Source organism: bacterium, assembly GCA_013360195.1.
Classification (GTDB): Bacteria; Electryoneota; RPQS01; order RPQS01; family RPQS01; genus JABWCQ01.
In genome coordinates this window covers 36,456-62,375 of record JABWCQ010000005.1, presented here as the reverse complement: position 1 = coordinate 62,375, position 25,920 = coordinate 36,456, and the positions used below count along the sequence as shown (strand labels likewise).

The window sequence follows — 25,920 nt, the reverse complement described above, 5'->3', positions numbered from 1 at the left end:
CAGCGTGCCTTCCGACCAACCCCTCACCTTTTGGGATCATATAGACGAACTGCGCAAGCGGCTTTTGCGGAGCGTGCTGTTCGTCGCGGTGGGGGCGATTGCCGGATTTCTGCTGGCGGACAAGTCGCGCGACTTCCTGATGGAGCCGTTTCACAAATCCGTTCCGGGAACGCTGTCGCTCTTGGCGCCGTCCGACGGATTCATCATTGAAATCAAGATTTCGCTGCTGCTCGGCATTCTGCTGGCGTCGCCCTTCGTCGCTTGGCAGTTATACGGTTTCATCAGCCCCGCGCTCGCGCGCAAAGAAAAGCTCTGGCTGTTTCCTATCATCATCATCTCCACCATCCTGTTTTGGGGCGGAGTCATTTTCGCGTGGAGAATCCTCCCTGCCGCGCTCGAGTTCCTCGGCTCATTTGCCGAAGTCGGGCTGCAGAACTTCTGGTCACTCAACAGCTATGTGAGTCTCGTGCTGTTTCTGCTGCTCGCGTTCGGCATCATCTTTCAACTCCCGCTCATCATGGGCGTGCTGATGGCCACGGGGTTGGTGGAAAGCACTTTCTTCCGCAAGCACCGCCGCATTGCCATCGTAGTGATTTTCATCCTGTCCGCGCTGGCCACTCCCACCACCGACGCGCTCACGATGATGCTGATGGTCGCACCGATGGTCGTGCTCTATGAAGCCGCCATCTGGGTCGGAGTCATCATCGAGCAGCGGCGACGAAAACTCGCAAAATGAGCGGTAAACTCTGTCCCAAAATTATTCTTGAAGGGACTCGACTGACTTTTAAGACGGATCTCGGCTTCTTGCTGAATGAACATCCGCGGATTGTGGGGCCGAGGATGTATCGCTATCATTCGCCGTATATCTCCGGGGAGTGGTGCAGCTTTACGAATTTCCCGTGGGGGAGAGGGCTGATTAATTTTGAGCCGGAAGAAGAACAGCAGGCGATGGAGACTTACGCGACGTGGGCCAGACTGTTTGAACTTCAGCGCTACTACTCGTGGATTATTGACCGCTTCCATCTTTCGACGATGATGCACCAGCATCTCTACTGCAACCGTGACCACGATTTCCGTTGGCTCGAAGAGCGCTTACTCCCGTTAGGCTACCGCATCGTGTTGTGCACTCGTCAGCCGTCGTCGTTTGAAGCCGCCAAAGCCGAACGTCTCAAAGTCAGCGGCAATCCTTCGCAATACGACGATTTGTCGAGGTTCATCCGAGAACAAGAGTATTTGCAGTCCTTAGCCGACAGAAGTTTGCTGCGTGTGCTTAAGCTTGATATAACATCAGGCAACCTGAACGCGCTGGCGGACGTGATAGCAGATTGGCTGGAAAACACCGGCGGACTGTATATTGAATAGTTCCGGTCCAAAATGCATGATTGCAGTAATTCAGGCCACCTTCCGGGTGGCTAATTTTTTTCACACTCCCCCTTCGCACCTTCCTGCGACATCCTTACCTATCCGGACCACAAACTGCCTGACCGGATTTTTCCGGCCCGGGGAGTCGGTCAAATATGCAAATTTCGAAATGTCATATAGTTGTAAGTAAGTAAACGGTTAGGCTTGCTATAGCCTACGCGATGGCCCAGCTATTGCACAACGGAAAGAGGTTCACAATTCTATTGGCCACCTAACTTCCGGAGAACCTCTTGGATCAAATGCGTATGGACGCTGAACGCATTCGCCAAATCAGGCAGCGTATGCAGCTTACACAAGAAGACTTTGCCCACCTGATCGGTGTGACCTTTTCCACGGTCAACCGCTGGGAAAACGGCAAGTCCAGCCCGAACAGAATTGCCGCACGACTTCTGCTTGGTCTGGAGAAGAAGCTGAAGCAGCAATAGACATGGTTGCTTCACCTCCCCGACCCGGCCGCCGTGCCGCTGCCGCTGCTTCTCCCAACACCAAGCTGGTCTGCTTCCGCCTCGGAAGCTGGCGATATGCGCTTGGCGTCGAAGAGATTCAGGGTCTGTTTTCAAGCGTGCCGCTGATTCCCAACACCGAAGAGGGTTATTCGGGACTCGTGCAGCTTGCGCAAGGCCGCGTGCCTGTGATTGACTTGCGCCGCTGCAGCGCGAGTGATACAACGATACTTCCAACGGTCGCACTGGTGGAGAACCAGGGCGAAACACTGGGTCTTGTGTTCGATCTGGCCGACGAGGTGATTCCCGTCCACGGCCGGGGTCTGCTGAATACGGACCTTGAATGTTCGCCGCTGCCTGCCCGCGCCCGTACTGTTACCCGATATGGTGATGTATTCTGGCTGAATGTGTCTGAGCTTATTAACACCGAAATTTGTTAGCGATCCGGAGATATAATGCATTCGTCCCATAGTTACGTTTCTGTTGATCCCAATGAAGATTTGCTCGTCGGCGATCCCGCGCGCAGCAAGGCCGTGATCGCGCGGCTGCGTGATGCGACCGATTTGCCGACGTTGCCGACCATCGCGTTTGAAGTGGCTCGACTGGCCAATGACCCGATGGTGGGGATGTCGGAGATTGTGCGAATTGTCCGCAACGACCCGTCCATGACGGGCAAGATTCTGCGCGTGTCGAACAGCGCGTTCTACGGCATGCCGAAGCGCGTCGAGTCGTTGAACATGGCGCTGGTCGTGCTGGGGATGCGCGAGGTGTCCAATCTTGTGACGTCCATCGCGGTACTGAAGGCTTTTCCGGATTCGGGCAGTTCGAGCTCGTTCCGCCGGGAAGTGTTCTGGGAGCACAGCGCGGGCACGGGTGAAATCGCGCGAGTGCTGGCGGCCAAGCTGCAAATGCGGCTGCACGGCATTGAATTCACCGCCGGCCTGCTGCACAACATCGGTAAAATTGTACTGCACCAGTATTACCACAACGAGCTCGAAGAGGCGTTTCAGATTGCATCGGCGGAAAACATTCCTTCGATTGTCGCGGAGCAGCGGATACTGGGAACCGACCATGCGGAAATTGGAGCTTGGATTGCCGAAAAGTGGTCGCTGCCCAATTCGATTGTGGAAAGCATTCGCTATCATCATCAGCCGAATCTTGCGCCGGAGTACAGTGTGCTGACGGCGATTGTGCATTTGTCGTCAAGTCTGGCGCGGGCAATTCTCGATTCATCGGTGCGCGAACGAGTCAACGACCATCTGTCGCAGGACCCGGCGTGGGAGGTTCTTGCAAAGGAGAACCCCGGTATTTTGTCCTTGGATATCCCGGCCTTTGTCACGGAAATCGAAGAGAACATTGACCGGGCCAGAGAATTTATCAGGCTTGCAACATCGGATTAGAAGTTCAGATTATGAATACCTCGATAGGGGGACGTGCTGTGCGAGTTTTAATAGCGGATGACAATCCGGTTGTGCGCCGGATATTGCAGCAGCTCATCGAAAAAGAAGAGGGTTTCGAGGTCGCGGCTGCGGTTTCGGACGGGGACGAGTGCATCGAGACGATTCAGAAGACCGCACCGGACGTTGTGTCCTTGGACCTTGAGATGCCGCGCATGAGCGGACGGGCGGTGCTGATGAAGATGCTGGAGCGGAATCTCAAGCCGGGAGTCGTGGTGGTGACGGGACTACCGATATTGGATCAACCGTCGGTACAGGATGAACTGCGGTCTTTGGGGGCAAATGCGATTCTGTCCAAGGATTTTTCACCAACAGGGAATGACTTGAATCTGTTTTCAAGAGAGTATTTTCGTGCTTTGAAGCAAGCTGCGACAGCTCAGTGATTTCTCAATAATTCTGACCCTTTTTGAAACAGGATAGTGATGAAAAGCCGGCAATTCAGCCGGCTTTTTATTTTGGTCAGTGGGTCACTTTTGTAAAGAAGAGAAGAGGATAAGATTTTTCACACTTCGTATAGGAGTTTGGTGAATAGCTACTAAGTTTATTCGCTGTATGCTGTTAAGAAATTTGTTGAAGATTAACGACATATCGATAAATACTTTTAGATGCTAATAAATAAGAATTTGCGATTTGATTAACCGAGACTGACAATGTGTTTATTTGAACCAGTTTGTATTGACTCCCTGCTTGTTCGCAACTATATTTATCCAACTTAGAAACTGGTGAACCCCACCAGTTGTGCAAGGTATTTGTGAGTACGTGCAAATCGGGTCCCAGACCCCAGACCCAAAACCCTTAGCAGTGAGGTAGAGAAGATGACCAAGAAATGGCTCATGTATGTAGTGACCGGCATCTTGTGTTGTGGCATGATCGGCTTTGCAGTGGCAAAGCAGACTGGCCGAAACAAGCAAATGACGGAACGCGATCGTGCGAAAATGGAGCTTCTCCAAGTTGAGCAGTCGATGCTCAAGTATGGAGAGACGCCAGAACTCGCCGCCAAGAAGGCAGAACTTAATGTGAAGCTCGGCCTCGACAGAGGCGCTGTGCAGGACCTGCTTTCCCCGCAGGCTCCGGCGGGCTATGAGGCTCCGGCAACTGAAGCACCTGTGGTTCAGGAAGCTGTGGTTCAGGAAAGCCCGTTCAACAAGGACCGCATTGCCGCCGCCCTTGAAGCACTTGAGGCTGGCCGTGATTTGAGCCTTGCCGACAAGCAAATGCTTGAAGCGTATTGGGCAATGCAAGTGACGGAAGTCCGGTATGAGAATCGCCTTGACGATCAGGGCGGTCCGAGCCCGTTCGGCTACCGTTGGGTGGATAACCTTGCCGGCGACACGGCTACCTATGCTTGGGAAGAGCCAACGGCTCCGATTGAATTGCCGATTTCGAGCTCTGACGATGCGGCAGCGTCGGTACCGTTTGGATTCAATTTCCCGTTTTATGGCACGACATACACCTCGGCAAATGCATCCACAAATGGCGTGATTGCCTTTGTGACTACATACACGTCGTGGTCAAATCCGTGCCCGTCAATGACGTTTGCTAATCCGATGATTCTACCGTACCATGATGACGGCAACACCAACACGGGCGCAAGCTCGGACGGCGGCCGCGTTGTGTATCAGCAGTATGCTGACCATGTGACCATCACGTGGGACTCGGTGGGTACGTGTTGTACAAACGGTACGGATTTGCTTGACTATCAAGTTCAGCTTTGGAATGATGGCAAGATTAAGTTCCAGTATCGCCAGATTCAGGCCGTTGTGGCTGATGCTAATACCAATGGTTCCAGCCCACTTATCGGAATTCACCGTACGACCGGTGGTGACTTCTTGAATTACCACTGTTCAACGGTCATGGATTCTGCCTACACGAACGCCCTCGACGGCCGTGCAGTTTGGTTCTATCTCGGTCAAGGTCTTACCCATGACTTTGCGGCGACCTCTTTGATTTCGCCCGCTCCGCTGCAGGTTTCCCCGAACGCGGTTCTTAATATCGTTGCGCAGTTCACGAACTTCGGAACGACGACGGAATCCGCTCCGGTGAAGTACCGCTTCAACGGCGGTCCGATCAACACGGAAAATACGGCGGCACTGGCACAGTTCGCAACCGAAAACCACGACTGGGCCGGAACGGAAACCGCACCCGGCGTTGTCGGCGACTATGAACTGTTGATTTACAGTGACCTCGCGACTGACGAGAATCGCTCCAATGATACCATCCGAGTCCAAGTGCTTGTTCGCGAGTGCGCCGACTTCTCGGTGACGGCCCCAGGCGTCTGGAACGGTACGACGGTAGGTGCGGGCGATGATTGTAACATTAGAACCGGTTTGGACCATATCTACGAAGTGGTCATCCCCACGACCGGATTGTGGACCTTCACGCTGTGCGGATCCACGTTTGATACTTACCTTTATCTGACGAGCGCTTGCTGCTCCGGCGTTCTTGCGCAGAACGATGACAGTGAGTGCAACGGAGTCTTTACGCTTCAATCTACGATTTCGTGCTTCCAATTGGATGCCGGAACGTACTTTGTGAACGTCGAGCCGTGGAGCGGAGGCAGCGGTGCCTATACATTGGAAGTCACGCAAGCGGGCTGTTCTGCGGCGCGTTGCTGTTACTTCGACGGCATTTCTACGCAGTGTGTGGACAACACGCTGGCCCAGTGTAATGCCCTCGGCGGCGAGTGGACGGAAGGCCTGAGCTGTGCGACGGATCCGTGTGTTACAGGCGCTTGCTGCTACAGCACCGGTATCTGTGCGGACGTTACTTCAAGCTACTGTGCCATTCTTGGCGGTACGTATGAAGGCGACGGCACGCTGTGCGCGAACACAGAGTGTGTGAATCCGTGCGAACTCGACTGCGGCGCATTCGATATCCTCGAAGTCGCCGAATTCGATACGTGCAATAACGACACGATTGACGCCAACGGCGGCTGCAACAACGTCGGTCCCCGCCTGTTCCAGGATATTCAGTGCGGCGATACCATTTGCGGCCGTTCGTTTACCTATGACAACTGCGTAGGTCTCGACTATCGTGACACTGACTGGTATGAATTCACGCTGACTGATACGCAAAACGTGACGTGGTCGGTGATCGCCGAGTTCGACGGCGTGCTTGGCTTCATCATCGGCGGCCCGTGCGAAGCCTTGACCATTCTTGGTCAGGCCGGTCCTGCCGCGGGTTGCGGACAAGTTGTCACGACGACCGTGCTTTGCTTGCCTCCGGGAACGTACTGGACGTGGGTTGGCCCGACGGTGTTCGGTGCTGGCGCGCTCCCGTACAGCGGCAACTTCCAGTATCGTGCCTGGTTGGATTGCACGCCGTGCGTGCCGCCGACGGGACGCTGCTGTTATGACGGCGGTCTCTCCTGTATCAACACCACCTTTGGTGAGTGCGAATTGCTGGGCGGTGTGTGGGATGAATTCCTGACCTGCGAAACCGATCCGTGCGCTATTCAGCCGCCGAACGACGACTGCGGTACGGCTCTGGAAATCGTGGTTGTTCCGAACGGAACCGCGACGGCCAACGTGGCCAACGAAGGTGCAACGAACTCCTGCACGGGAACGTGCACGGACGATTGCGGCACTTGGGTTTCTACCAGCCCGGATCAGTTCTTCTACTTCACATTGACCGAATGCCGTCTGATTGCTGTGATGGCCGATCCGAACGATCCGCACATTGAAGTCTATGAAGACGGACAGTGCTGCGGCACCCCGATTCTGTGCAACGACGATTGGGGCTGCAACCCTGATCTCGACTTCTACGCATGGCTGCCGCCGGCGCTTCGTCCGACCGCGAACTTCGGTTCGATGGTGGCCGATACGCTGCCTGCCGGAACCTACTACATCCGTGCGGGTGAGTGGGGTGCCGGTTGGAACGGTGACTATGTGTTGAGCGTCATTGATTTCGGTCCGTGCGAAATCGCTCCGTGTGATCCGATTGTTGACCTGGCGATTTATGCCGCTACGGTTGGCAGCATTGCTGACCATATCGAGCTGTTCTTCACGGCTCCGCAGGACGACGATTATAAGATTTGGTCAACGAGCAACCCGAATAATGACGGCGATCCGAACGACGGCGCTGATCCTGACTGGACGCTGGTTGCCACGCTGCCCGGCTTGCTTGCCGGACCGCAGACGTGGGTTGCCCCGGCTGGATTCTCGAACTACCTGAACTACGTTGTGACGGCGGTTTGCGAGCCCTTCCAGGCTCCTGTTGGCCGCTGCTGCTACGGTGACTTCCAGTGCGCTGACATCACCGAAGCCGAGTGCAACGATTTGGGTGGCTTCTGGACGCAGTTTGCCAATTGTGCAAACGATCCGTGCCCGCCGCCGCCGCCCGCGAACGACGATTGCGGCAACGCGATTGAAGTGTTCAACGGCGTACCGTTGCAGGGTAGTACGGATGGCGCCTTTATTGGTGTTGACGTGACCACTTGCACGTTTGATGACTTGTATGACGTGTGGTATGTGTACAATGCCCCGAACACGAATCCGATTACAGCAACTACCTGCGAAGCCACTTTCTACTATGATACAGGAATTTCTGCCTGGTCAGCTTGTGGTGGCACCGAACTCGCCTGTAACGACGACAATTGTGTTTCGAATGGCTTGCAGTCGACGATTACATTCTCGCCGTCGGCTCCGGGACCGGTGTATATCCGGGTTTCCGGGTACAATTCGCAAGTCGGAACGTTTACGTTGTCAGTTACGCAATAGCCTCTTCGATACGGCAGCCTGACTCAGGTTGCCATGACCTAAACCAAGGCGGCTCACACCTTTACGTGTGGGCCGCCTTGCATTTGTCGATGTTTGAACGGTCGGAAAAATTTTCCCGCCCCGCTTAACGGCTTTACAAACTTGACTCTCAACCTTATATTAACCGTTTAAGTTACTCCCTTGTCTCTGGTGTTGCGTCCCCTGTTGGAGTTCTGGCAAGATATTTGTTTTAGTCCCGGGAATAATCCCCAAAAACCTGAGGTAAAGTATGAAGAAGTGGCTATCACTCGTTGTGATGACATGCCTCCTGCTTGGCGCGGCCTATTTGGCGGTCGCCACTGAAGCAGGCCGAAACGTGCTGAACAGCACGGCCGCGACGCGGGCGATGCTGGCAGAAATTGATGCCTTGCTCGCACAGGACGCAACAAATCCGGAATTGCTGGCCAAGCGTCAGGAAGTGGTTGAGGTCTTGCAGTCGGCCGGTGAGACGGTCGAGGCGGTTCAATCCGAGTCTTATGAGAAGACGCCTGAGTATTTCCGTTCGATCGGCCTTTTTGAAGAAGCCGAAGCGATTGAACAGCAGCGTGAAGCTGCCAAAGCTGAATACCTTGATGCGTTGCTGTCACGCTGGAATGAAGGCGCGACGCTGAGTGCGGCTGAATCCAACGAGTTGCTCGCTGCGGGAATGCTCCCTGCTGAGGCACAGCAAGCAGGGGTGCAGGATCAGGACGCGGCACTTGCGAGTTACTACGACATGCTGCTTGAGAGATTGAACGCAGGCGCACAACTAAGCCCAACCGAAAAGGAAGAGCTGTATGCAAGCGGATTGCTGGATGAAAGCCGTTTGGGAAGCGATGAACGCGGACGTTTGGACGATACGGGCGGCCCGGACGGTTCGGGCTACCGATTTGTAGACAATTTAGCTGGCGATACCGCGACGTTCGCATGGATTGAACTGTGCGGCGATTCACTGGCGACCGAATTACTAACGACAGATGACAGTCAGTTTACGATTACGTGGGGCTGGAACTTCCCGTTTTACGGCGGCAGCTACAATTCGGGTTTTGTAAACTCGAATGGACAGCTCAGATTTGTGACGGGATCAACCGCATTGACTAACGCTGACATCAGCGCAACCAATACGACGCCGTGGATTTCAGGCTTCTGGGATGACCTTGATCCGGACGGCGGCGGACCGGCGGGTTCGGGGTGCGGTGGTGCAGGTGACAACGAAGTTCGTTGGCGGGACTTTGGCGACAAAGTTGTCATTTCGTGGACGAACACTCCTCACTTTTCAGAGTCAACCGACCGCTACAACTTCCAGATCATCATTTACCCGGATGGGAAGATCAAGCTGCAGTACAATACGAACTGGGTGAATGGAGCAACGGGTTCGACGAGTTCTTCAATACATATTGACGGACCTTTGACGGACGGTGTCAGCTATTTGCATAACGGAGCACCGGCCGGTCGAGTGATTGACAACACGGGCCGGGCAATCTGGTTCTATCAGTTGTTCCTGGACGATGATTTTGCCTGTTCATCGGTGCTGCAGCCCAGTCCTTTGCGCGTGGCTCCAGGTGCTGCGTTCAACGTGGTTGGCCGCTTCCGCAACGCAGGTTTGAACGCGCAATCCTCCCCGATCAGCTATCAGTTCAACGGTGGCGCGATTGTGACTGAAGCGACAGCTATCTTGAATACCAGTCAGTCTGAAGACCACGACTTTGCCGGCACAGAAACCGCTCCGATGGCAATTGGCGATTACACGCTGACATTGTGGAGTGACCTGGCAACGGACGAAGACCGCACAAATGACACGGTTCGCGTGACCGTGCTGGTTCGTGACTGCTACGATGAAGCGCAATCAAACTCATTCACGGACGCGGGAACGACCTGCGGCGCGTTAAACGATTGGTCGGCCACCTGTCTGGGAACGGCGGACGGCAGTGAAGACTACATTTACCAGTGGACGACAACGACGGCTGGTGCATGGAGATTTTTGCTGACGGCAGGCACAACAACGACTCGTGGTCTCGCAGTATCTTCATCGTGCCCGCCGGACAGCTTCAACTGTCTTGCCTCACGTAATCAGTCGCAGGATACGCTGTTTATCGACTGCTTATCCCTGGCAGCGGGAACGTATTATATCATGGTTGACCGATCCACAGGTTGTGATGCTTACAACCTGGCTGTGACCCGGTGTCCGGATAATGATTTTTCATGCACTGCTGCGGTGCAACCTAGTCCGCTGCGCGTTGCTCCCGGATCAGTATTCAATGTTGTCGGCCGGTTCCAGAATAAAGGACAGATTGCACAATCGAGCCCCGTGGCTTATTCGTTTAACGGCGGCGCAGTTGTCAATGGTTCAACGGGCATTCTCACGTTTAACCAGACGGAAGATGTGGATTTCCTCGGCACTGAAACCGCGCCTGTAGCGATTGGCGACTATCCTCTGACGATTTACAGCAATTTAGCAAGTGACGAAAATCGCACGAATGACACGCTGCGTGTAACGGTACTTGTTCGCGAGTGCTATGACGAAGCAGCGCCGAATGACGCGTTCAGCGACGCCGGAACGACCTGTGGAGCCGTCAATGATTTCGCGAACACCTGTTTAGGTTCCGCGGACGGGAGTGAAGACTATATCTATCGCTGGACCACAACGACGAACGGCGCGTGGAATCTGCAGTTGATAGCGACTGCTGCGGCTACGCGCGGTTTACTGGTTGCCACGGCCTGTCCGCCTGACAGCTTCAACTGTGTGGCCTTCGCAAATATCTTCCAAGACACGGTGAGCTTGAACTGTGTTCCGCTTGCGGCAGGCACTTACTATATCATGGTGGACCGCTCGACAGGCTGTGACGCATACACGCTGAACGTGACGCCGTGCACCGACATCGGACGCTGCTGCTACAACGGCGGCGCAGATTGCGTGGATAACGGCTCGTTTGAATGCCAGCAATTGGCGGGCAACTGGGATCGTACGACAACTTGCGCTGCAAGTCCCTGTCCGACCTTCCTCGACGGTGGAAATACATGTGCGGAAGCGGTGGCGTTGACTATCCCGGCTACAGTTCGTGGTAACACCGTTGGCGCTGGAGACAACGATCCTGGCGCTCAGTGTGCGCTTGGCTCGTCTGATCCTTATGAAGGATTCAATACTGCGCCGGACGAGTGGTACACCATCACCGGAACGGGTGACTCGATCACCGTTTCGCTCTGCTCAGGCTATACTGCTTACGATACACAGATTGCGGTATTCTGTTCGGACGACTGCGCAAACTTCACTTGCGTTGCAGGAAACGACGATGCGACCTGTACCTTCTCCGGCCTGCGTTCGACCGCGAGATTCTGCTCCGAACTGGGACGTACCTATTACGTCGTTGTTGACGGATGGGGAGCGGGCAGCGGAAACTTTGAACTCATCATCACTCTCGGTGCACCGTGCACAACACCGGTGGATTGCGCACCGGAAGGCCGCTGCTGCTATCTTGACAACGGCGCTCCCGCATGTGTGGACAACCTTTCTGCTGAATGCGCGGCGTTGAACGGTCAGTGGAACGACGCGGCCAGCTGTGCGACGATTCCGTGCCCGGTGGGACGCTGCTGCTACGTTGACAACGGTGTCGGCGCCTGCGAGACGAACACCCAGCTTGAGTGTAACGCTCTGGGCGGAACATGGAACGGCACAGTGACTTGTGAATCGACTCCGTGCCCCGTGGCTCGTTGCTGCTATGATGATAACGGCACCACGGCGTGTGTCAATGAAATCATCGAAGTGTGCAACACTCTGAGCGGTGTGTGGACCTCAGGCCAGACTTGCGAAAGCGCGGCCTGCCCGACAGTTCTGCAGGGCTCGGATCTATGTGCCGATGCAGTTCTGGTGCCTAACCTGAATCAACAATATACCGGAACGACCGTTGGTGCGACTGGAGAGACGACGCTTCCTGCCTGCGCAACATGGTACTCCGGCAGCGATCCGAACGCAGTATGGTACAAGTTTGTCGGGACTGGAAATACGATGACTGTTTCTCTTTGTTTCCCGGAAACAGATACCGACTTTGATACGGAGATTGGTGTATTCTGTTCCACCTGCGACACGCTTGTGTGCGTCACCAGCGATGATGATTTCTGTGCCACGCCGGCATTTGCATCTCAAGCGACGTTCTGCTCTGTTTTGGGTGCTGAATATAAACTGCTTGTAACCGCATTCAGCACAGATGCCGGAGTCTTTAGTTTCAGCATCACCGATGACGGTGTCACTTGTGTGCCGACGGTGCAGTGCCCAGTGCTGACGGTGCCGTGCGAGCCGGTGGTTGATCTGGCGGTGTATGTTGTGACCGTCGGCGGTTTTGCGGATCACCTGCAAATCCACTTCACGGCACCACAAGACGCATCCTACAGCATCTGGACGACGACCAACCCGAACAACGACGGTAACCCGGACAACGGCGCCGACCCGGATTGGACGCTGTTGGTGGCGCTGCCGAACCTGCTTGCCGGTCCGCAAGTGTATGACGCTCCGGCAGGGTTCCCCTTGAATTATGCCAACGCGGTGGTTACTGCAGACTGCACGCCAGCTCCGTAATCACTAGATTCTGACCATGAAAAGAGCGGCGATCCGAATGGGTCGCCGCTCTGCTTTTCAGGGTATCGCGTTGTTTAGTTTATCTGTTCCTTGTGGCGGATGACCTCGCCTTCGACCAGATAAATGACATCTTCGGCAATATTGGTGGCGTAATCGCCCATACGTTCGAAGTAGCGCACCGTGGAAAAGATTTGCAGCCACTGCGGCGCCTCTTCAGGCTTGGACTTTATTTCGCCGAGAATAATGTCGTACAGTTTGCGCTGGAGGTCGTCCACTTCATCATCGGCAGCACAGACTGCCCGTGCGCGCACGACATCCTGCTCGACCAGACAGTCCAGCGAGGCTTTTACCATGCTTACGGCCTTTTCCGCTATCTGATTCAATTCGCGGGGCATAGATACTTTGGGAGACTTTGCCAGCGTGCGGACGCGTTTGCAGACGTTCACGGAGAAGTCACCGATACGTTCAAGATCTGCATTGATCTTCAGAACTGTAACGACATAGCGCAGGTCAATGGCGACGGGTTGGTGGAGGGCGAGTATTTTCAGGCACTCTTCCTCAATTTCAACTTCGTCGCGGTTAATTTGATTGTCGCGGTCAATCACATGTTCGGCGATGGAGCAGTCAAATTCGCGCAGCGCCTTGATAGAGAGCTGCGCATTTTCTTCGACGGCCGCACCGAAGCCAAGAATCAGACGCTTCAGCTTGTCAAGGTCGCGCCTAAGATGAACAGGCATTTGATGGATTCCTTACCCTTTATGTAACCCGGCACATGAAGTGCCGAAAGATCTCAGCCGAAGCGGCCGGTGATGTAATCTTCCGTCTGCTTTTCGACCGGATTCGTGAATATCTGTTTAGTGCGGCCGAACTCGATGAGTTTGCCTTCATAGAAGAAGGCGGTGTCGTCGGAGACGCGGGCGGCCTGCTGCATGTTGTGTGTGACGATGACAATCGTGTAATCCCCGCGCAATTCGCTGATGAGGTCTTCGATGCGTGCCGTGGATTTGGGGTCAAGAGCAGAGGCGGGTTCGTCCATTAGGAGCACTTCGGGATTTACGGCAAGGGCACGAGCGATGCAAAGCCGCTGCTGCTGGCCGCCGGAGAGTCCCATCGCATTGTTGTCCAGCCGGTCTTTTACCTCTTCCCACAGTCCGGAGCGGCGCAGACTCTGCTCCACGATTTCGTCGAGCTTGCGTTTGCTTTTCTCGCCGTGAATGCGCGGGCCGTAAGCAACATTCTCGAAAATAGACTTGGGAAACGGGTTCGACTTCTGAAATACCATGCCGACCTTACGGCGCAAATCAATGACGTTCCACGACCCTTTGTAGATATCAACTCCATCCACGAGGACCTGACCTTCGAGTCGTGTGCCGTCAATAATGTCATTCATGCGGTTCAGCGTGCGGAGAAACGTGGACTTGCCGCAGCCGGACGGGCCGATGAAGGCCGTGACCTTGCTCTTGCGAAGGGCAATTGTCACATTGAACAGTGCCTGCGCGGGACCGTAGTAGAAGTTCAGTTGCCTGGCTTCAATATGAGGAGCGACGTCTGTCATGCGTTACCAACGGTATTTCCGTCTGAAATAGGAGCGAATGATGATAGCGGCCATGTTAAAACCAAGCACGACGGCGATTAAGACGAGTGCAGTACCGTACTGCATCGGCCGGGCTTTTTCCACATCAGGCAGCTGTGTGGCCAAGATGTATAAGTGGTACGGCAAAGCCATACATTGGTCGAACACGGATTGCGGCAGAGTGGGAAGGAAGAAGGCCGCGACCGTCAAGAGTATTGGTGCAGTTTCGCCGGCGGCGCGGCCGACACCGAGAATGGAGCCGGTCATCATACCCGGAATCGCGTAGGGCAGCACGTTGCGGCGAATCGTTTCCCACTTGGTTGCGCCAAGCGCAAGGCTGCCTTCGCGGAAGGACTGAGGAATGGAGCGCAGGGACTCTTCGCTGGCGACAATGATGGTCGGGAGAATCATGCAGGCGAGAGTCAGACTGCCCGCAAGGATGGATGCGCCGAATCCCATGAATATGACAAACAAACCGAGTCCGAACAGCCCCAGCACAACGGAGGGTATTCCGGCCAACGTGACAATGGCCAGGCGGATCATGCGAGTCAGGCGGCCTTGTTTGGCATACTCGCTTAAATAGATTGCGCCGGCCATACCCAAGGGAAGTGCGAATGTGATGGTGCCCAGCACGAGATAGAATGTACCAACTATGACAGGAAAGATGCCGCCTTCTTCGCCACTCTTGCGGGGGGCTTCCGTGAGAAATGCCCAACTGATGGTGCCGATTCCGCCTACGACCACATCCGCGATGATATACACAACAACGAGCAGAATCGCGTAGGTGACTCCCAGCATCGTGTAGTACACGAACTTCTCCGAGATGTTGCGCGGCCTCATGCTCATGGTGTCAGCCTATCCTGTATTTCTTAAGAACGCGCTGTGCAACCATGTTCAAACCGAAGGTCATGAACAAGAGCACGACACCGATGACAAACAGCGCATGATAGTGTTCACTTCCAAACGGAACCTCACCCATTTCGGCGGCGACGGTGGCTGTCATCGTGCGCACGGGATCGGTCGGCGACCACGTGACGATTGCGGCATTGCCCGTGACCATCATCACGGCCATGGTTTCTCCAACCACGCGTCCCAAACCGAGCATGACCGCGGCGACAATTCCTGAGAGTGCGGCAGGGACTGTGACTTTCCATATCGTCTGCAGCTTTGAGGCACCAAGTGAATAGGAGGCCTCTTTGAAAGACTGCGGAACATTCCTAATCGCGTCTTCGGAAATTGTAATGATGGTCGGGATGGCCATAAGCGCGAGCAGGAAGGAGCCGGTCAAAGCATTCAACCCGGAGGAGAGTCCAAAGGTTTCCTTGACCAATGGCGCGACGACCACGAGACCGAAGAACCCCAGCACGACCGAAGGAATACCCGCGAGAAGTTCGATAACCGGTTTCCAGATTTCGCGCTCCACGGGTGACGCCATTTCAGCGATGTAGATTGCGCTGATTACGCCGAACGGAACCGCGAAAATCGTGGCCAGAATTGTTACGAGTATCGAGCCTGTTATCAGCGGCAGAATGCCGAACTGCTCATCTTCAAAGGAGACCGGCTGCCAGATATCTCCGAGCAATTCGCCTATACCATGCTCCGCGACAAACGGAATACTCTCTTTCCCCAAGAACAAGAAAACAAGCGCCACGATAAGAACCGAGGTCGCCGCACACGTCATGAAGAAGTAGCGGATTGCCCGCGCTTTCCAGTATTGTCTGCTTAACGGCATGGGAGGTTTGAACGGGCAGGCGGGAGTATTTCCCGCCCGCCCGGGTTCAGTGATTTCTTAGCCCTTCATGGGGACGTAACCGACTTCGCGAACGATTCGTTGACCCTCGGGTGAGTTGCAGAAGTTGATGAACTCACTTACCAGACCCGTTGCCTGTCCATTCGTATAGAGGAAAAGCGGACGGGAAATCGGATAGGCTCCGCTGCGAACGGTCTCTTCAGTCGGATAGACGGCTGGCTGGCCGGCTGCTTTGCGCACGTGCATCATTTTGATGTTGCCCTGCTTGCCGTAGGCTTCGCCGCCGTAGCCGATGGCATTCGCGTTGGTGGAGATTTCCTGCACCAGCGCAGCGGTCGACGTCATCAGGCGCGCGTTCGTGGCAAAGTCACCCTTGTCCAGGACATGCTCCTTGAAGTAAACGTACGTACCGGAGTTGCTTTCGCGTGAGTGAATGAGAATCTCGCCCGGAGTGCCGCCGACATCCTTCCAGTCCTTGACGGTGCCTTGAAAAATCTGTTTAATCTGCTCAAGAGTCAGGCTGTCTGCAGGGTTGCTTTTGTTGACCATGACTGCGAGACCGTCCATGCCGATGACCACTTCGCTCGGCTGGATATTCTTCTGTTTGGCCAAGTCAATTTCCTTCTGCTGCATGGCGCGCGATGAAGCACAAATATCCGTGGTGCCGTTGAGCAAAGCAGCGATGCCTGTACCGCTGCCGCCACCTGTCACCGCGACTTGCTTGTCGGGATGTGCCTTCATGTAAGCTTCCGCCATGGCAGACATCAGATTGACCATCGTGTCGGAACCTTTAATGTCAATGGAGGCCTTTTCAACGGCTTTGTCGGCCTTCTTCCCACAGCCCATCCCGATTACCAGCATACTGATTGCGACAACAACTGTCGCAAAACGAATCATGGAACGCATGTTATCTCCTGTTTTCAATTTGTAGAATGTGAGAGTAGCGATAAATTGTGAGGATTTCGTGAGTTTAGAATTTCACGACTCCATCCACCATCCATCGCTGATACCAGTCGCCTTCACCGGAGGCGGAAAGGGTATTGAAGTACGCTGATGCTCCGGTGGTGAAGCCGTCCATCAGCTCAATATCGCCCATGATTCGGTGTCCGCGCTGATTGGTTCTGCCGCCGGCCGCATCGCTGTCTGTAAATGCTCCAAACAGTGCGTCCGCTTCAAGAACGCGATAGTCGTAGGACAATGAACACTTTCTATCCCAGCATTTCCCGCCCAACTTCAGCATTGCCAACCAGCCGATGTTGTCACTTGAGGTTGCCGTGTTCAGAACGGGATTGGCAGTGACTGTCAGCTTGGATTTGCCGACGGGCATCGTCACTTGCGCCACGATATCGAGAATTTCGAAGTCGGAGCGGAACATGCCGTTGTCCCCAATGCTGTTCCCGTAGCTGCTTGTGCCTGCCAGCATGTTTCGATTAACATAGGAGTATAGGCCGGCCGAGGCTTGCCAGGTTCCCTTCGAACCATGTTTGCCGCTGGCGGATAGTTGGCCAGCCCAAATACCGCTGCCGTGCTCTGCCTTGTAGGGTTCGAGCCAAATGCCTCCACCTGTAACGGCGAAGCGAACCTCTTCTCCCGAGGAATAGCGAATCGCGCCGCCCTCAAAATTCACATCGGCATCCCAATGGAGGTCGGTGGACACAAAGGGATTGCCGAATTTGCCGGCGGTAACCCACCAGTGGTCACAGGGTGTGAGTTCGAAAAAGGCGCGATCGAGATTTATGGATTTTGCAGAGAGGCCATCTTCGAGGTCCTGATTCGTGGAACGTGGATCGCCCACGCCGGAGGCAAACCGCGCCCCGACCAAGACCTTCTCATTGACCTTGGTATCGATGCCGAGGCGGTACCGAATCCGGTTACGATAGGTTGCTGACCCACCTTCACGGTCGATTCCTTCATGCCGGTAACGAAAATCACCGCTAAGTTTCGTGTTTACAAGCCATAACGGCAGGTCGTCTGTAGCAAAGGCAGACATAGGAACAGTAAAAACAAGAAGAAACAGAGTCAGTCGTCGCATGATTGGACGGGCGAAGGTCGAGGGGGTCAAGGCAGTTTGAATGTCACAAAGTATCACATTTCCCTCACTTTCTCAACGGAGAATTGCTTGTTTTGGAGGTATTTACGGCCTCTTGTTTGAAGCCTCTGAATTATTAGCTCACACAATTAGTTAAATCTGTGTTAGAATAATATGAGGAACTGCAAAAGAATTTTTGGAATTCTTTATCCGAGCTCTTGACTTCACCCCCTCGGCGAGTGTATCTTGTATTTATGCGTACCCAAAAAATGACCACTTGTCTGTGTTGTTGTCAGACCCGCTCCCATGGCGAGGGTGGTTGTGTGCGCATGTCCGTGACTGAATGACACGGTAACCGCATTAGAATGTTGAAAACCCCCTTGCTATCGCGAGGGGGTTTTTTGTTGCTTAGAAAATGAAAACGCTAAAATTCGCAGTCCAAGGAAGAGACATGAGCACGAACGGAACAACAAACGGAACTTCAACAACGGCACAGATTACGCTGCCGAGAATCAATACTCCCGCGCCTGACTTCACGGCCAAGACCACGCAGGGAGACCTCAGACTTTCCGATTACCGCGGGAAATGGGTGGTGCTCTTTTCTCACCCGGCTGACTTTACTCCCGTATGCACAACCGAGTTTCTGGGATTCGCCCGCAAGCATGAGGAATTTGCCAAGAGAAATACACAAGTCATCGGCTTGTCGATAGATTCCATTTACTCACATATCGCGTGGCTTCGGAACATCGAAGAGAAATTCAATCAACCGATTCCATTTCCGTTGATTGCCGACTTGAAAGGCGATGTCGCGCGCGCATACGGCATGCTGCATCCGGAGGCAAGCGACACCTCCGCAGTGCGAGCTGTGTTTGTCATTGACGACAAGGGTGTAATTCGGGCGATGATTTACTATCCTCTCTCAAACGGCCGTTCGATTGACGAGGTGATCAGAATTCTGGATGCGCTGCAGACCACGGACAAACATGGACTGGCGACTCCCGAGAACTGGCATCCGGGCGAGCCGTGCATTATTCCGCCGCCGCAATACGTCACCGTCGCTGAAAACCGCAAAGCCGAGGCGGATGAATACACAGACTGGTATTTCAGCAAGCGCAGGATCCCGGCTGCAAACTAAGGCAAGACAGGAAAAAGGAAATGGACTTGAGGCAACGATGAGTATTCCAGCGACTAGTTTGACCATCACACCGCGCGCGGCGCGGTACGTACAAAGTGTACCCCCGCTGGTGCATTTGATAGGGAACACACCGCTGATTGAGCTGGCCGGTGTAACCAGAGGACTATCCCCAAATGTGCGCGTGTTTGCCAAAGCGGAATGGAAAAATCCCGGCGGTTCTGTGAAAGACCGCGCCGCGTGGGCGATGCTGTCTGATGCGATGCGAAACCACCGCATTAACGAGCGTACTCGCGTGCTCGAAGCCACAAGCGGCAATACGGGCATCGCGCTGGCGATGCTGGGCGCCGCGCTGGGCATCGGTGTCACGCTTTGCGTTCCTGATAATGCCAGCCGGGAACGCAAACAGATTCTGCACGCTTACGGCGCGGAGTTGATCTACACGGATCCGCTGCTTTCCACAGACGGAGCGCAAGCGGTCGCACGGGATTTGAAGCAGAAGTACCCTGAGAACTATTGCTATTTGAATCAGTATGCCAACCCGGCAAATGTCAACGCTCATCTCACGACGACAGGTCCGGAGATATGGCGGCAGACCGAAGGGGCCGTCACACATTTTGTTTCGGGGCTGGGAACGACTGGGACGTTTACCGGAGTCGGCAGGTATTTGAAAGCGCGCAATCCGCATGTCACTGTCGCAAGTTTTCAGCCGGACTCGCCTTTTCACGGGTTGGAAGGCTTGAAGCATTTACCGTCCGTCCATGTGCCCGAAATATATGACGGCAAGTTGTCCGACATTGAGCTGGAGGTCAGTACCGAAGAGGCCTACACGATGTGCAGGCGGCTTGCCGGCGAAGAGGGACTCTTGGTGGGCACTTCCAGCGGAGCATCGGCCGCGGCGGCGATGAAACTCGCCGAGACTCTTGAAGATGGAATCGTCGTTACGATTTTTCCCGACGGTGCGGAGAAATACTTGTCAACACCGGCGTGGGAGGGCAACTGATGAACAGGCCGATTATTCATCTGCATTTCCGTCAATTGGAGGACATCAATGAGCACGGTCAGAAAACCTATCCCGAAGAATGCTGCGGATTTCTGTTCGGGACAGAGGTCGGCAACGAGCGGGTTATTCACGAGGTCGTTCCGATTGACAACAGCCGTCAGGACAACAAGGAGCGACGGTTCCTGATCACTCCGGAAGACTTCCTTGAAGCGGAACGGCGCGCGGAGAATCTTGATTTAAACCTGATCGGATTCTACCACAGTCATCCGGATCATCCGGCGATTCCTTCGGAGTTTGACCGCGAACACGCGCTGCCGTTCTACTCTTATGTCATCTTGTCCGTTCGCAACCGGAAGCCTGCGGAGATTCGGAGTTACCAGCTTGCCGACGACCGTGAAAGCTACTGCGAAGAGAAGTTAATCATTCACCAGAGAGTTGCAATATAATGAGTGTTTCGATTTCAGTCCCCACAGTGCTGCGCCGATTTACCGCTGACCAACCATCCGTCCATTTGGAGGCGGCGACGGTGCGGGAGGCACTGCATTCGCTGACAGTCGCATATCCTGCGCTGCAGAAGCATCTCTTTGACGGAGAGGGCAGACTGCGCAGTTTTGTCAATGTGTATGTCGGCACGCAGGATGTGCGTCATCTGCCTGAAAAGCACGACACCAAGCTTGATGACGGTGCGCAGTTAACAATAGTTCCCTCTATTGCGGGCGGCAACTTGACCACTCAAGAGTATCGTCAATATTCCCGGCACTTGCTGCTGCCCGAAGTGGGTGTGGAAGGGCAAAGGAAACTCAAGCAGTCAAGCGTTCTCGTGGTCGGAGCAGGGGGGCTTGGCTCCCCGCTGCTGGCCTATCTTGCAGCGGCGGGTGTAGGAAGAATCGGCATCGTGGATGCGGATGTCGTGGATGAAACGAATCTGCAACGACAGATCATTCACGGACGCAAGACCGTCGGTGTCTCCAAACTGAAATCGGCAAGCGATTTCATCTTCAATCTGAACCCGCATGTGCATGTCGAAACCTATGAGACGTATTTCACGGCGGAGAATGCGCTTGGGATTGCGGCAAGTTATGACTTATTGCTGGACGGAACTGATAATTTCCCGACACGCTATCTTGTAAACGATGTCAGTCATTTTCTCGGGAAGCATAATGTCTATGCAAGTATTTACCGTTTTGAGGGACAAGTCTCAGTCTTCTGCGATGAGAATGGACCGTGCTACCGCTGTCTGTATCCTGAGCCGCCGCCGCCCGGGCTTGTGCCGTCGTGCGCGGAGGGAGGAGTGCTGGGAGTTCTTCCGGGCATCGTGGGTTCCATTCAGGCGAATGAAGCGCTGAAGCTTCTGCTTGGTATCGGAACACCGTTGATTGGGACGTTGCTGCGATTTGACGCGCTCGAAAGTTCCTTCAATAAGTTTGAACTCAAGAAAGACCCGGATTGCCCGCTGTGCGGCAAACATCCGACCATCATTGAGCCTATTGATTATGTGCAATTCTGCGGCCTCGGCAACGAAGAGCAAGCGCTTACACAGGTCAAGGAAATGACGGTTCACGAGCTGCACGCGCGGAGGCAAACCGGCAACGGCTCGCGGCCTGTTGTGCTTGATGTGCGAAACATCGAGGAGCTGCATATTGCCCGGCTGGACGAAGACATACACATTCCGCTGGCCGAGCTGGATTTTCGAATTGACGAACTTCTGCCCTATAAGGAACGGGAGCTGGTTATTTCATGCCGCAGCGGAATTCGCAGCGCCCGCGCATGGCACACTTTGAAATCTGCGGGATTTGACAGAATCTATAATCTCGAAGGCGGGATTCTCGCCTGGGCTGATCACATCGACACTTCTCTGCCGAAATACTGATTCGCATCTTCTCTCCTGCGAACGCCAAAAGCCCCAATGTCCGGTCAACATTGGGGCTTCGGTATTCTGATCAGATCAGTCTATATTACGGCAGCGAGACTGTCACCTGATAAATGACGTAATCGCTGGTGTCAACGATACCGGAGTGCACGTAAAAGGTGTCAGCGGTCTGCGCGACAAGCGTGCCATTGACCGGTTCGATGTTCTGTTCAGTGCTCATGTAGATGTTATACACGGCACCATTTGTTGACGAGGGCGGCCAGTGCAAAAATGTGTCGTAACCTTCTGAAAGAATGACCAATCCGTCCACGGGCTGCGGTGCCGCAGACGCACCCGGGGCGCCGAGCAATCTTACGTCGTCGATGTACCAGCCTTCGCGCGCGCCGGCCGCATCGGTCGAGAATCTGAAGCGAAACTGCACGGTTGAATCGGCATAGGTGCTCAAGTCAAACACGGTTTCACGCCACGTCGTTGGTCCCGCGAAACACGGATTGCCCGGCTGCGGACCACTGGCTGGATTGCCGCCGCCCGCAAGGTAGCGGAAGTCCTTCGGATAATCGCTGACCGGAGAAATCAGAGAATACGGTCCACCGTTGACGGAAATCCAGACATTGCCGCCGTCGTACGCGGAGTCGGTGTAGGCCACGGAGAGTTCACTGTCCAGAGAATACCAGAAGCGCAGTTCACTGTCATCGGCAATCACAACTGACGGTGAAACCAGTCCGGCATCCTGCGCGTTCGCATAATTTCCCGTTCCGGTGTCACCGCACTTCCAGGCACTGTTCGGTGTGTGGTTTTGCTCCGTGGAAAGGTGCCATTGGTCAACGACTCCGCTGATGATTTCATGCGTCCAGTCGCCGGAGCCGTTTTCAAAATTCTCTTCGAAATAAGTTACCTTCGGATTAGCATCGAGGCTTAGGGTCAACTCACGGGAGTAGCCGCTGTCCGCGGTCACCGTGAGGACGAAATCAATCGAATGGTCCAGCGGAGCATCCGGTGCAAGGGTCGCTGTAAACACATCCGCACTGTTGTCACCTTCGGCAAGATTCGGAATGTCCCCAAAGGTGCCGATTCCGTCCCCGATAGTGACATAGGGGTCAAGCGTCGTTAGAGTAGCCTGAACATTCAGCGCGTCTTCGCCGAGATTGTTCAGGGTGACGACGATTTCCACTTGTTCCGTCCGTTCCCATGCGCCATCCGCATCGCCTGTCAAGGTGTCGTTAGACACAGCTTGAGCCACGGTGATATACGGCTCTTCAGGGTTGGGGCCTACAAATTCGGAAATTGCCAGACAAGCGTTATACAGATTCAAGCGGCCGCCCGAAACCGTGATTCCCGCCAGGGCCGCAATCGGGTCGGTGCCGTCCAAGAGCATTTGCTTGAGTGCCAGCGCGCCGGAGTCAGGATAGAGATTATAGTAGTTGTAAAAGCCCAGGCTCGCGGCGGAATGCATCAGCGCCACCGCCCCGGCAACATGCGGAGTGGCCATGGATGTTCCGGTCAAGGAACCGGTCGAGCCGTTCGAGGTTGTGCTGGTAATGGAAGTCCCGGGAGCGCCGAGGTCAATGGTCGTTGCCCCGTAAGCCGCGCCGGAATTTTTGGTGTCCGAGCTGGTTGTGTTGGTTACTGCGATGATGTACGGACTCGAGCAGCTTGTCGGAACATCGCCTTGAGTGTCCACATTGTAATTCGCATTCGCAGTTGCACAGGCCGAAAGAATGCCCACTTCGCCCATTGCATTGTATAAGTCATTCCATACGGGATAACTGCCCGAAGTGCAGAAGGCGAGGTCCACTCCGAAGCTTGAATTTGTTGAGACTACATTGGCACCTTGCGTGCCGCCGCTTGTCCACCACAGAGTTTTCTGATCGAGCACGTAGCAATACCCGACGGAAATGACAGACGTTTGGCTGCTCGAAGCGGCCACTTCCATGATCTTGACGTTCCAATTGACTCCGGCCACCATGCTGCCGTTGTTGGTTACCGCACCGATGGTTCCGCTAACATGCGTGCCGTGGTTGTCCGTGGGAATTGTGCCGTCGTTGGCATACCCGTCCCAACCGTTTCTGTCATCCACGTAACCGTTGTTGTCGTCATCCACTCCGTTGACTCCATTCACTTCGGCGGAGTTCTGCCAGATGTTCGCGGCAAGGTCAGGATGTGTCAGCAGGCATCCGCCGTCGACAACCGCAACGACGATATCGTCGCCGCCGATATTCGTTCCGCCTGTCGCGATGTCCCACGCTTCAGGTGCATCGATGTCTCTGTCTGTCGCTTGAAACCACGCCCATTGCGACGAATAGAGCGGATCGTTCGGTGTGACTCGCTGCGAGAGAATGTGATCAGCCTGTGCCCATAGTAGCTTTGGATGTCCTTTGAGCATGTCAACCGCCTGCAAGACGTCAAGCTTGGGGTCAAATTTTACCAAGAATATGTTGAGTTGCCTGACGAGAACCTTTTCAACCCGGAACTCGCCGGGATTGAATTCAGCCTGAGCCTGTTCAATCGTGATTGGGTTGGCGAATCGAACAAGAGCCTGCCCGGGAACGGCCTCCGGTGCTGCATTTACAGTTACTGTTACTGCAAAAATAACTAAACACAATAAAATCAATCTGCGGGACATTCAAATACTCCAATTCAAGTGTCGAAAACCAAGCATGTATCGAACCTATAATGTAAGCAGGAAATGTCCGCAGGGCAAGCCACTGTGGCGGGTCAGATAAATGAACCTGTACGACCCTTGACGAAGCATTGGAAGAAAGGGCTTGGACCTGAAAAGAGTTACCCCCCTTGAGTCTCAAGCTCAGCTTTCGTATCCTATACAAATGGCAACCCGCGCAAAAACTGAAATTTACATCAAAGACTTCCCGGGTCAGTTGAGATTGCTTCGGCAAGTTGCTGGAGAATCTGAACCTGACTTGGTGTTCGGGTTGTGGGTGCTTTTGTCTCGAAATGGCCTGAAGTTGAACTGGGGTGACACAGAAGTCGTCAGCGGGCAAGCGCTGCAGATTGCTTACTCTCGTGATCCGCGAAAGACCGTGGAGGTTAGCACGGTGCCTCCGTTGGATGCTCTGTCAAGGTCGTTCGGTGTGACATGGACGGAAATCACACCGTCGTCATCCTTGCGGGCTTTTGATATCGGCCGAGAGTGGATTGATCAGGGGGTGCTGTTCCTGGCGAAACTTCGACAGCCGATGCTCATTTATGGTTACGATCGGGACTCTTTTGAAACACGGCTGAAAGTCCTGCGCCTTGGCCACAAGCTGCCTAATCAAACCATGAGCGGACTCGAATGCGACGCGCACGACTGGAAGCTGCAGCTCGATGACGGCAACAGCCTGCTGCGAGTGGATTACATCGAGACCCCCGACCCCGATTGGATGGCACTGTTGCCCGTGGTTGTCCGCCGGACGATTGCGAATTGGCGGCACGAATCCATCGACGGTGTGAATTTTGGTTTGACTGCTTACAGGAATTTTGCCGAAGATTTGCGCAATCCCGACGTGGACTTTGTCCGGGATGATCCGCCGAGCTGGATGGGTCCCTTATTGTACCGCCAAATCCATTCCCGAACGCATGTCTATCAGTTTCTCGACCGGCTGGCACCCCGCTATGGAGGCAAGCCCAGACAAGTACTGGCGAAGGCGAGCACTAATTTCGGGCAGGCTGCTGCTTCGTGGCAAGAGTTTGGCCGGCACTTAGGCCGGGTCTATGAACGCCGTGAACAGGGTAAGTCTCTGCGCGGACCGGATACCAATGTCCATCACTGGCGCGATGCCCGCCGCAGACAGGAGGCCGCCAAAATGGTAGATCAGGCCGCACTTTGGGAAGGCCGGGCGATTGCCGAACTTGCCAAACTGCTGGGTACCTGACAGACCCCGCCCCAGGCATTGGTTTTCCCGATCGCTTGAATCTCCCGCGAATTCTCCCTAAAT

At 54.5% G+C, this 25,920-nt stretch carries 20 protein-coding genes; 13 read left to right on the top strand and 7 right to left on the bottom strand.

Features of this window, described 5'->3' with window-relative positions:
• The first annotated feature begins 4 nt into the window (after positions 1 to 4).
• The 8 genes from tatC (at position 5) to HUU59_05360 (ending at position 12,628) form a co-directional block, all read left to right on the top strand.
• The gene (tatC, locus tag HUU59_05395; protein ID NUO18864.1) at positions 5 to 736 is read left to right on the top strand and encodes a twin-arginine translocase subunit TatC; all 732 of its coding nucleotides are present in this window, start codon (positions 5 to 7) and stop codon (positions 734 to 736) included.
• Entirely contained in the window at positions 733 to 1,362 is a 630-nt protein-coding gene (locus HUU59_05390) for a hypothetical protein (protein ID NUO18863.1), read from the top strand. Before tatC ends, HUU59_05390 begins: the two co-directional genes overlap by 4 nt.
• A gap of 305 nt (positions 1,363 to 1,667) precedes the next feature.
• The gene (locus HUU59_05385) at positions 1,668 to 1,847 is read left to right on the top strand and encodes a helix-turn-helix domain-containing protein (protein ID NUO18862.1); all 180 of its coding nucleotides are present in this window, start codon (positions 1,668 to 1,670) and stop codon (positions 1,845 to 1,847) included.
• A 2-nt stretch (positions 1,848 to 1,849) separates the two neighbouring features.
• Positions 1,850 to 2,305, top strand: a complete 456-nt coding sequence (locus HUU59_05380; GenBank protein ID NUO18861.1) for a chemotaxis protein CheW — start codon at positions 1,850 to 1,852, stop codon at positions 2,303 to 2,305.
• 15 nt (positions 2,306 to 2,320) lie between these two features.
• The gene (locus tag HUU59_05375) at positions 2,321 to 3,265 is read left to right on the top strand and encodes an HDOD domain-containing protein (protein ID NUO18860.1); all 945 of its coding nucleotides are present in this window, start codon (positions 2,321 to 2,323) and stop codon (positions 3,263 to 3,265) included.
• Between the two features lie 38 nt (positions 3,266 to 3,303).
• Complete coding sequence (locus HUU59_05370) at positions 3,304 to 3,705, top strand: response regulator (protein ID NUO18859.1); 402 nt, start codon at positions 3,304 to 3,306, stop codon at positions 3,703 to 3,705.
• Between the two features lie 432 nt (positions 3,706 to 4,137).
• Positions 4,138 to 8,040: a hypothetical protein gene (locus HUU59_05365; GenBank protein ID NUO18858.1), complete on the top strand. Its 3,903-nt coding sequence runs from the start codon at positions 4,138 to 4,140 to the stop codon at positions 8,038 to 8,040.
• Positions 8,041 to 8,308: 268 nt separating this feature from the next.
• Positions 8,309 to 12,628, top strand: a complete 4,320-nt coding sequence (locus tag HUU59_05360; protein ID NUO18857.1) for a hypothetical protein — start codon at positions 8,309 to 8,311, stop codon at positions 12,626 to 12,628.
• 74 nt (positions 12,629 to 12,702) lie between these two features.
• Here HUU59_05360 and phoU read toward each other — a convergent pair whose 3' ends face one another.
• From phoU to HUU59_05330, 6 genes are all read right to left on the bottom strand, one after another.
• On the bottom strand, positions 12,703 to 13,365 hold the full coding sequence (phoU, locus tag HUU59_05355; GenBank protein ID NUO18856.1) for a phosphate signaling complex protein PhoU: 663 nt from the start codon (positions 13,363 to 13,365) through the stop codon (positions 12,703 to 12,705).
• Between the two features lie 53 nt (positions 13,366 to 13,418).
• A complete protein-coding gene (locus HUU59_05350) occupies positions 13,419 to 14,183 on the bottom strand; it encodes a phosphate ABC transporter ATP-binding protein (GenBank protein NUO18855.1) in 765 nt (254 codons plus the stop codon).
• A 3-nt stretch (positions 14,184 to 14,186) separates the two neighbouring features.
• Positions 14,187 to 15,041, bottom strand: a complete 855-nt coding sequence (gene pstA, locus HUU59_05345; protein ID NUO18854.1) for a phosphate ABC transporter permease PstA — start codon at positions 15,039 to 15,041, stop codon at positions 14,187 to 14,189.
• A 10-nt stretch (positions 15,042 to 15,051) separates the two neighbouring features.
• On the bottom strand, positions 15,052 to 15,933 hold the full coding sequence (gene pstC / locus HUU59_05340) for a phosphate ABC transporter permease subunit PstC (protein NUO18853.1): 882 nt from the start codon (positions 15,931 to 15,933) through the stop codon (positions 15,052 to 15,054).
• Positions 15,934 to 15,990: 57 nt separating this feature from the next.
• On the bottom strand, positions 15,991 to 16,857 hold the full coding sequence (locus HUU59_05335; protein ID NUO18852.1) for a PstS family phosphate ABC transporter substrate-binding protein: 867 nt from the start codon (positions 16,855 to 16,857) through the stop codon (positions 15,991 to 15,993).
• 64 nt (positions 16,858 to 16,921) lie between these two features.
• On the bottom strand, positions 16,922 to 17,941 hold the full coding sequence (locus tag HUU59_05330; protein NUO18851.1) for a putative porin: 1,020 nt from the start codon (positions 17,939 to 17,941) through the stop codon (positions 16,922 to 16,924).
• A gap of 490 nt (positions 17,942 to 18,431) precedes the next feature.
• Between HUU59_05330 and HUU59_05325 the strand changes: the two genes are divergently transcribed.
• From HUU59_05325 to moeB, 4 genes are read left to right on the top strand one after another with little or no spacing between them, the layout of a single operon-like run.
• Positions 18,432 to 19,115 (top strand): peroxiredoxin, encoded by a 684-nt coding sequence (locus HUU59_05325; GenBank protein ID NUO18850.1) that lies wholly within the window; start codon positions 18,432 to 18,434, stop codon positions 19,113 to 19,115.
• Positions 19,116 to 19,152: 37 nt separating this feature from the next.
• A complete protein-coding gene (locus HUU59_05320) occupies positions 19,153 to 20,115 on the top strand; it encodes a cysteine synthase family protein (protein NUO18849.1) in 963 nt (320 codons plus the stop codon).
• Complete coding sequence (locus HUU59_05315; GenBank protein ID NUO18848.1) at positions 20,115 to 20,561, top strand: M67 family metallopeptidase; 447 nt, start codon at positions 20,115 to 20,117, stop codon at positions 20,559 to 20,561. The genes HUU59_05320 and HUU59_05315 overlap by 1 nt, the downstream gene beginning before the upstream one ends.
• A complete protein-coding gene (gene moeB, locus HUU59_05310; protein ID NUO18847.1) occupies positions 20,561 to 21,985 on the top strand; it encodes a molybdopterin-synthase adenylyltransferase MoeB in 1,425 nt (474 codons plus the stop codon). Before HUU59_05315 ends, moeB begins: the two co-directional genes overlap by 1 nt.
• An 85-nt stretch (positions 21,986 to 22,070) precedes the next feature.
• Here moeB and HUU59_05305 read toward each other — a convergent pair whose 3' ends face one another.
• Entirely contained in the window at positions 22,071 to 24,608 is a 2,538-nt protein-coding gene (locus tag HUU59_05305; protein ID NUO18846.1) for a S8 family serine peptidase, read from the bottom strand.
• A gap of 202 nt (positions 24,609 to 24,810) precedes the next feature.
• On the opposite strand from HUU59_05305, the gene HUU59_05300 reads away from it, so the two are divergent.
• Positions 24,811 to 25,857, top strand: a complete 1,047-nt coding sequence (locus HUU59_05300; GenBank protein ID NUO18845.1) for a hypothetical protein — start codon at positions 24,811 to 24,813, stop codon at positions 25,855 to 25,857.
• Positions 25,858 to 25,920 lie beyond the last annotated feature (63 nt).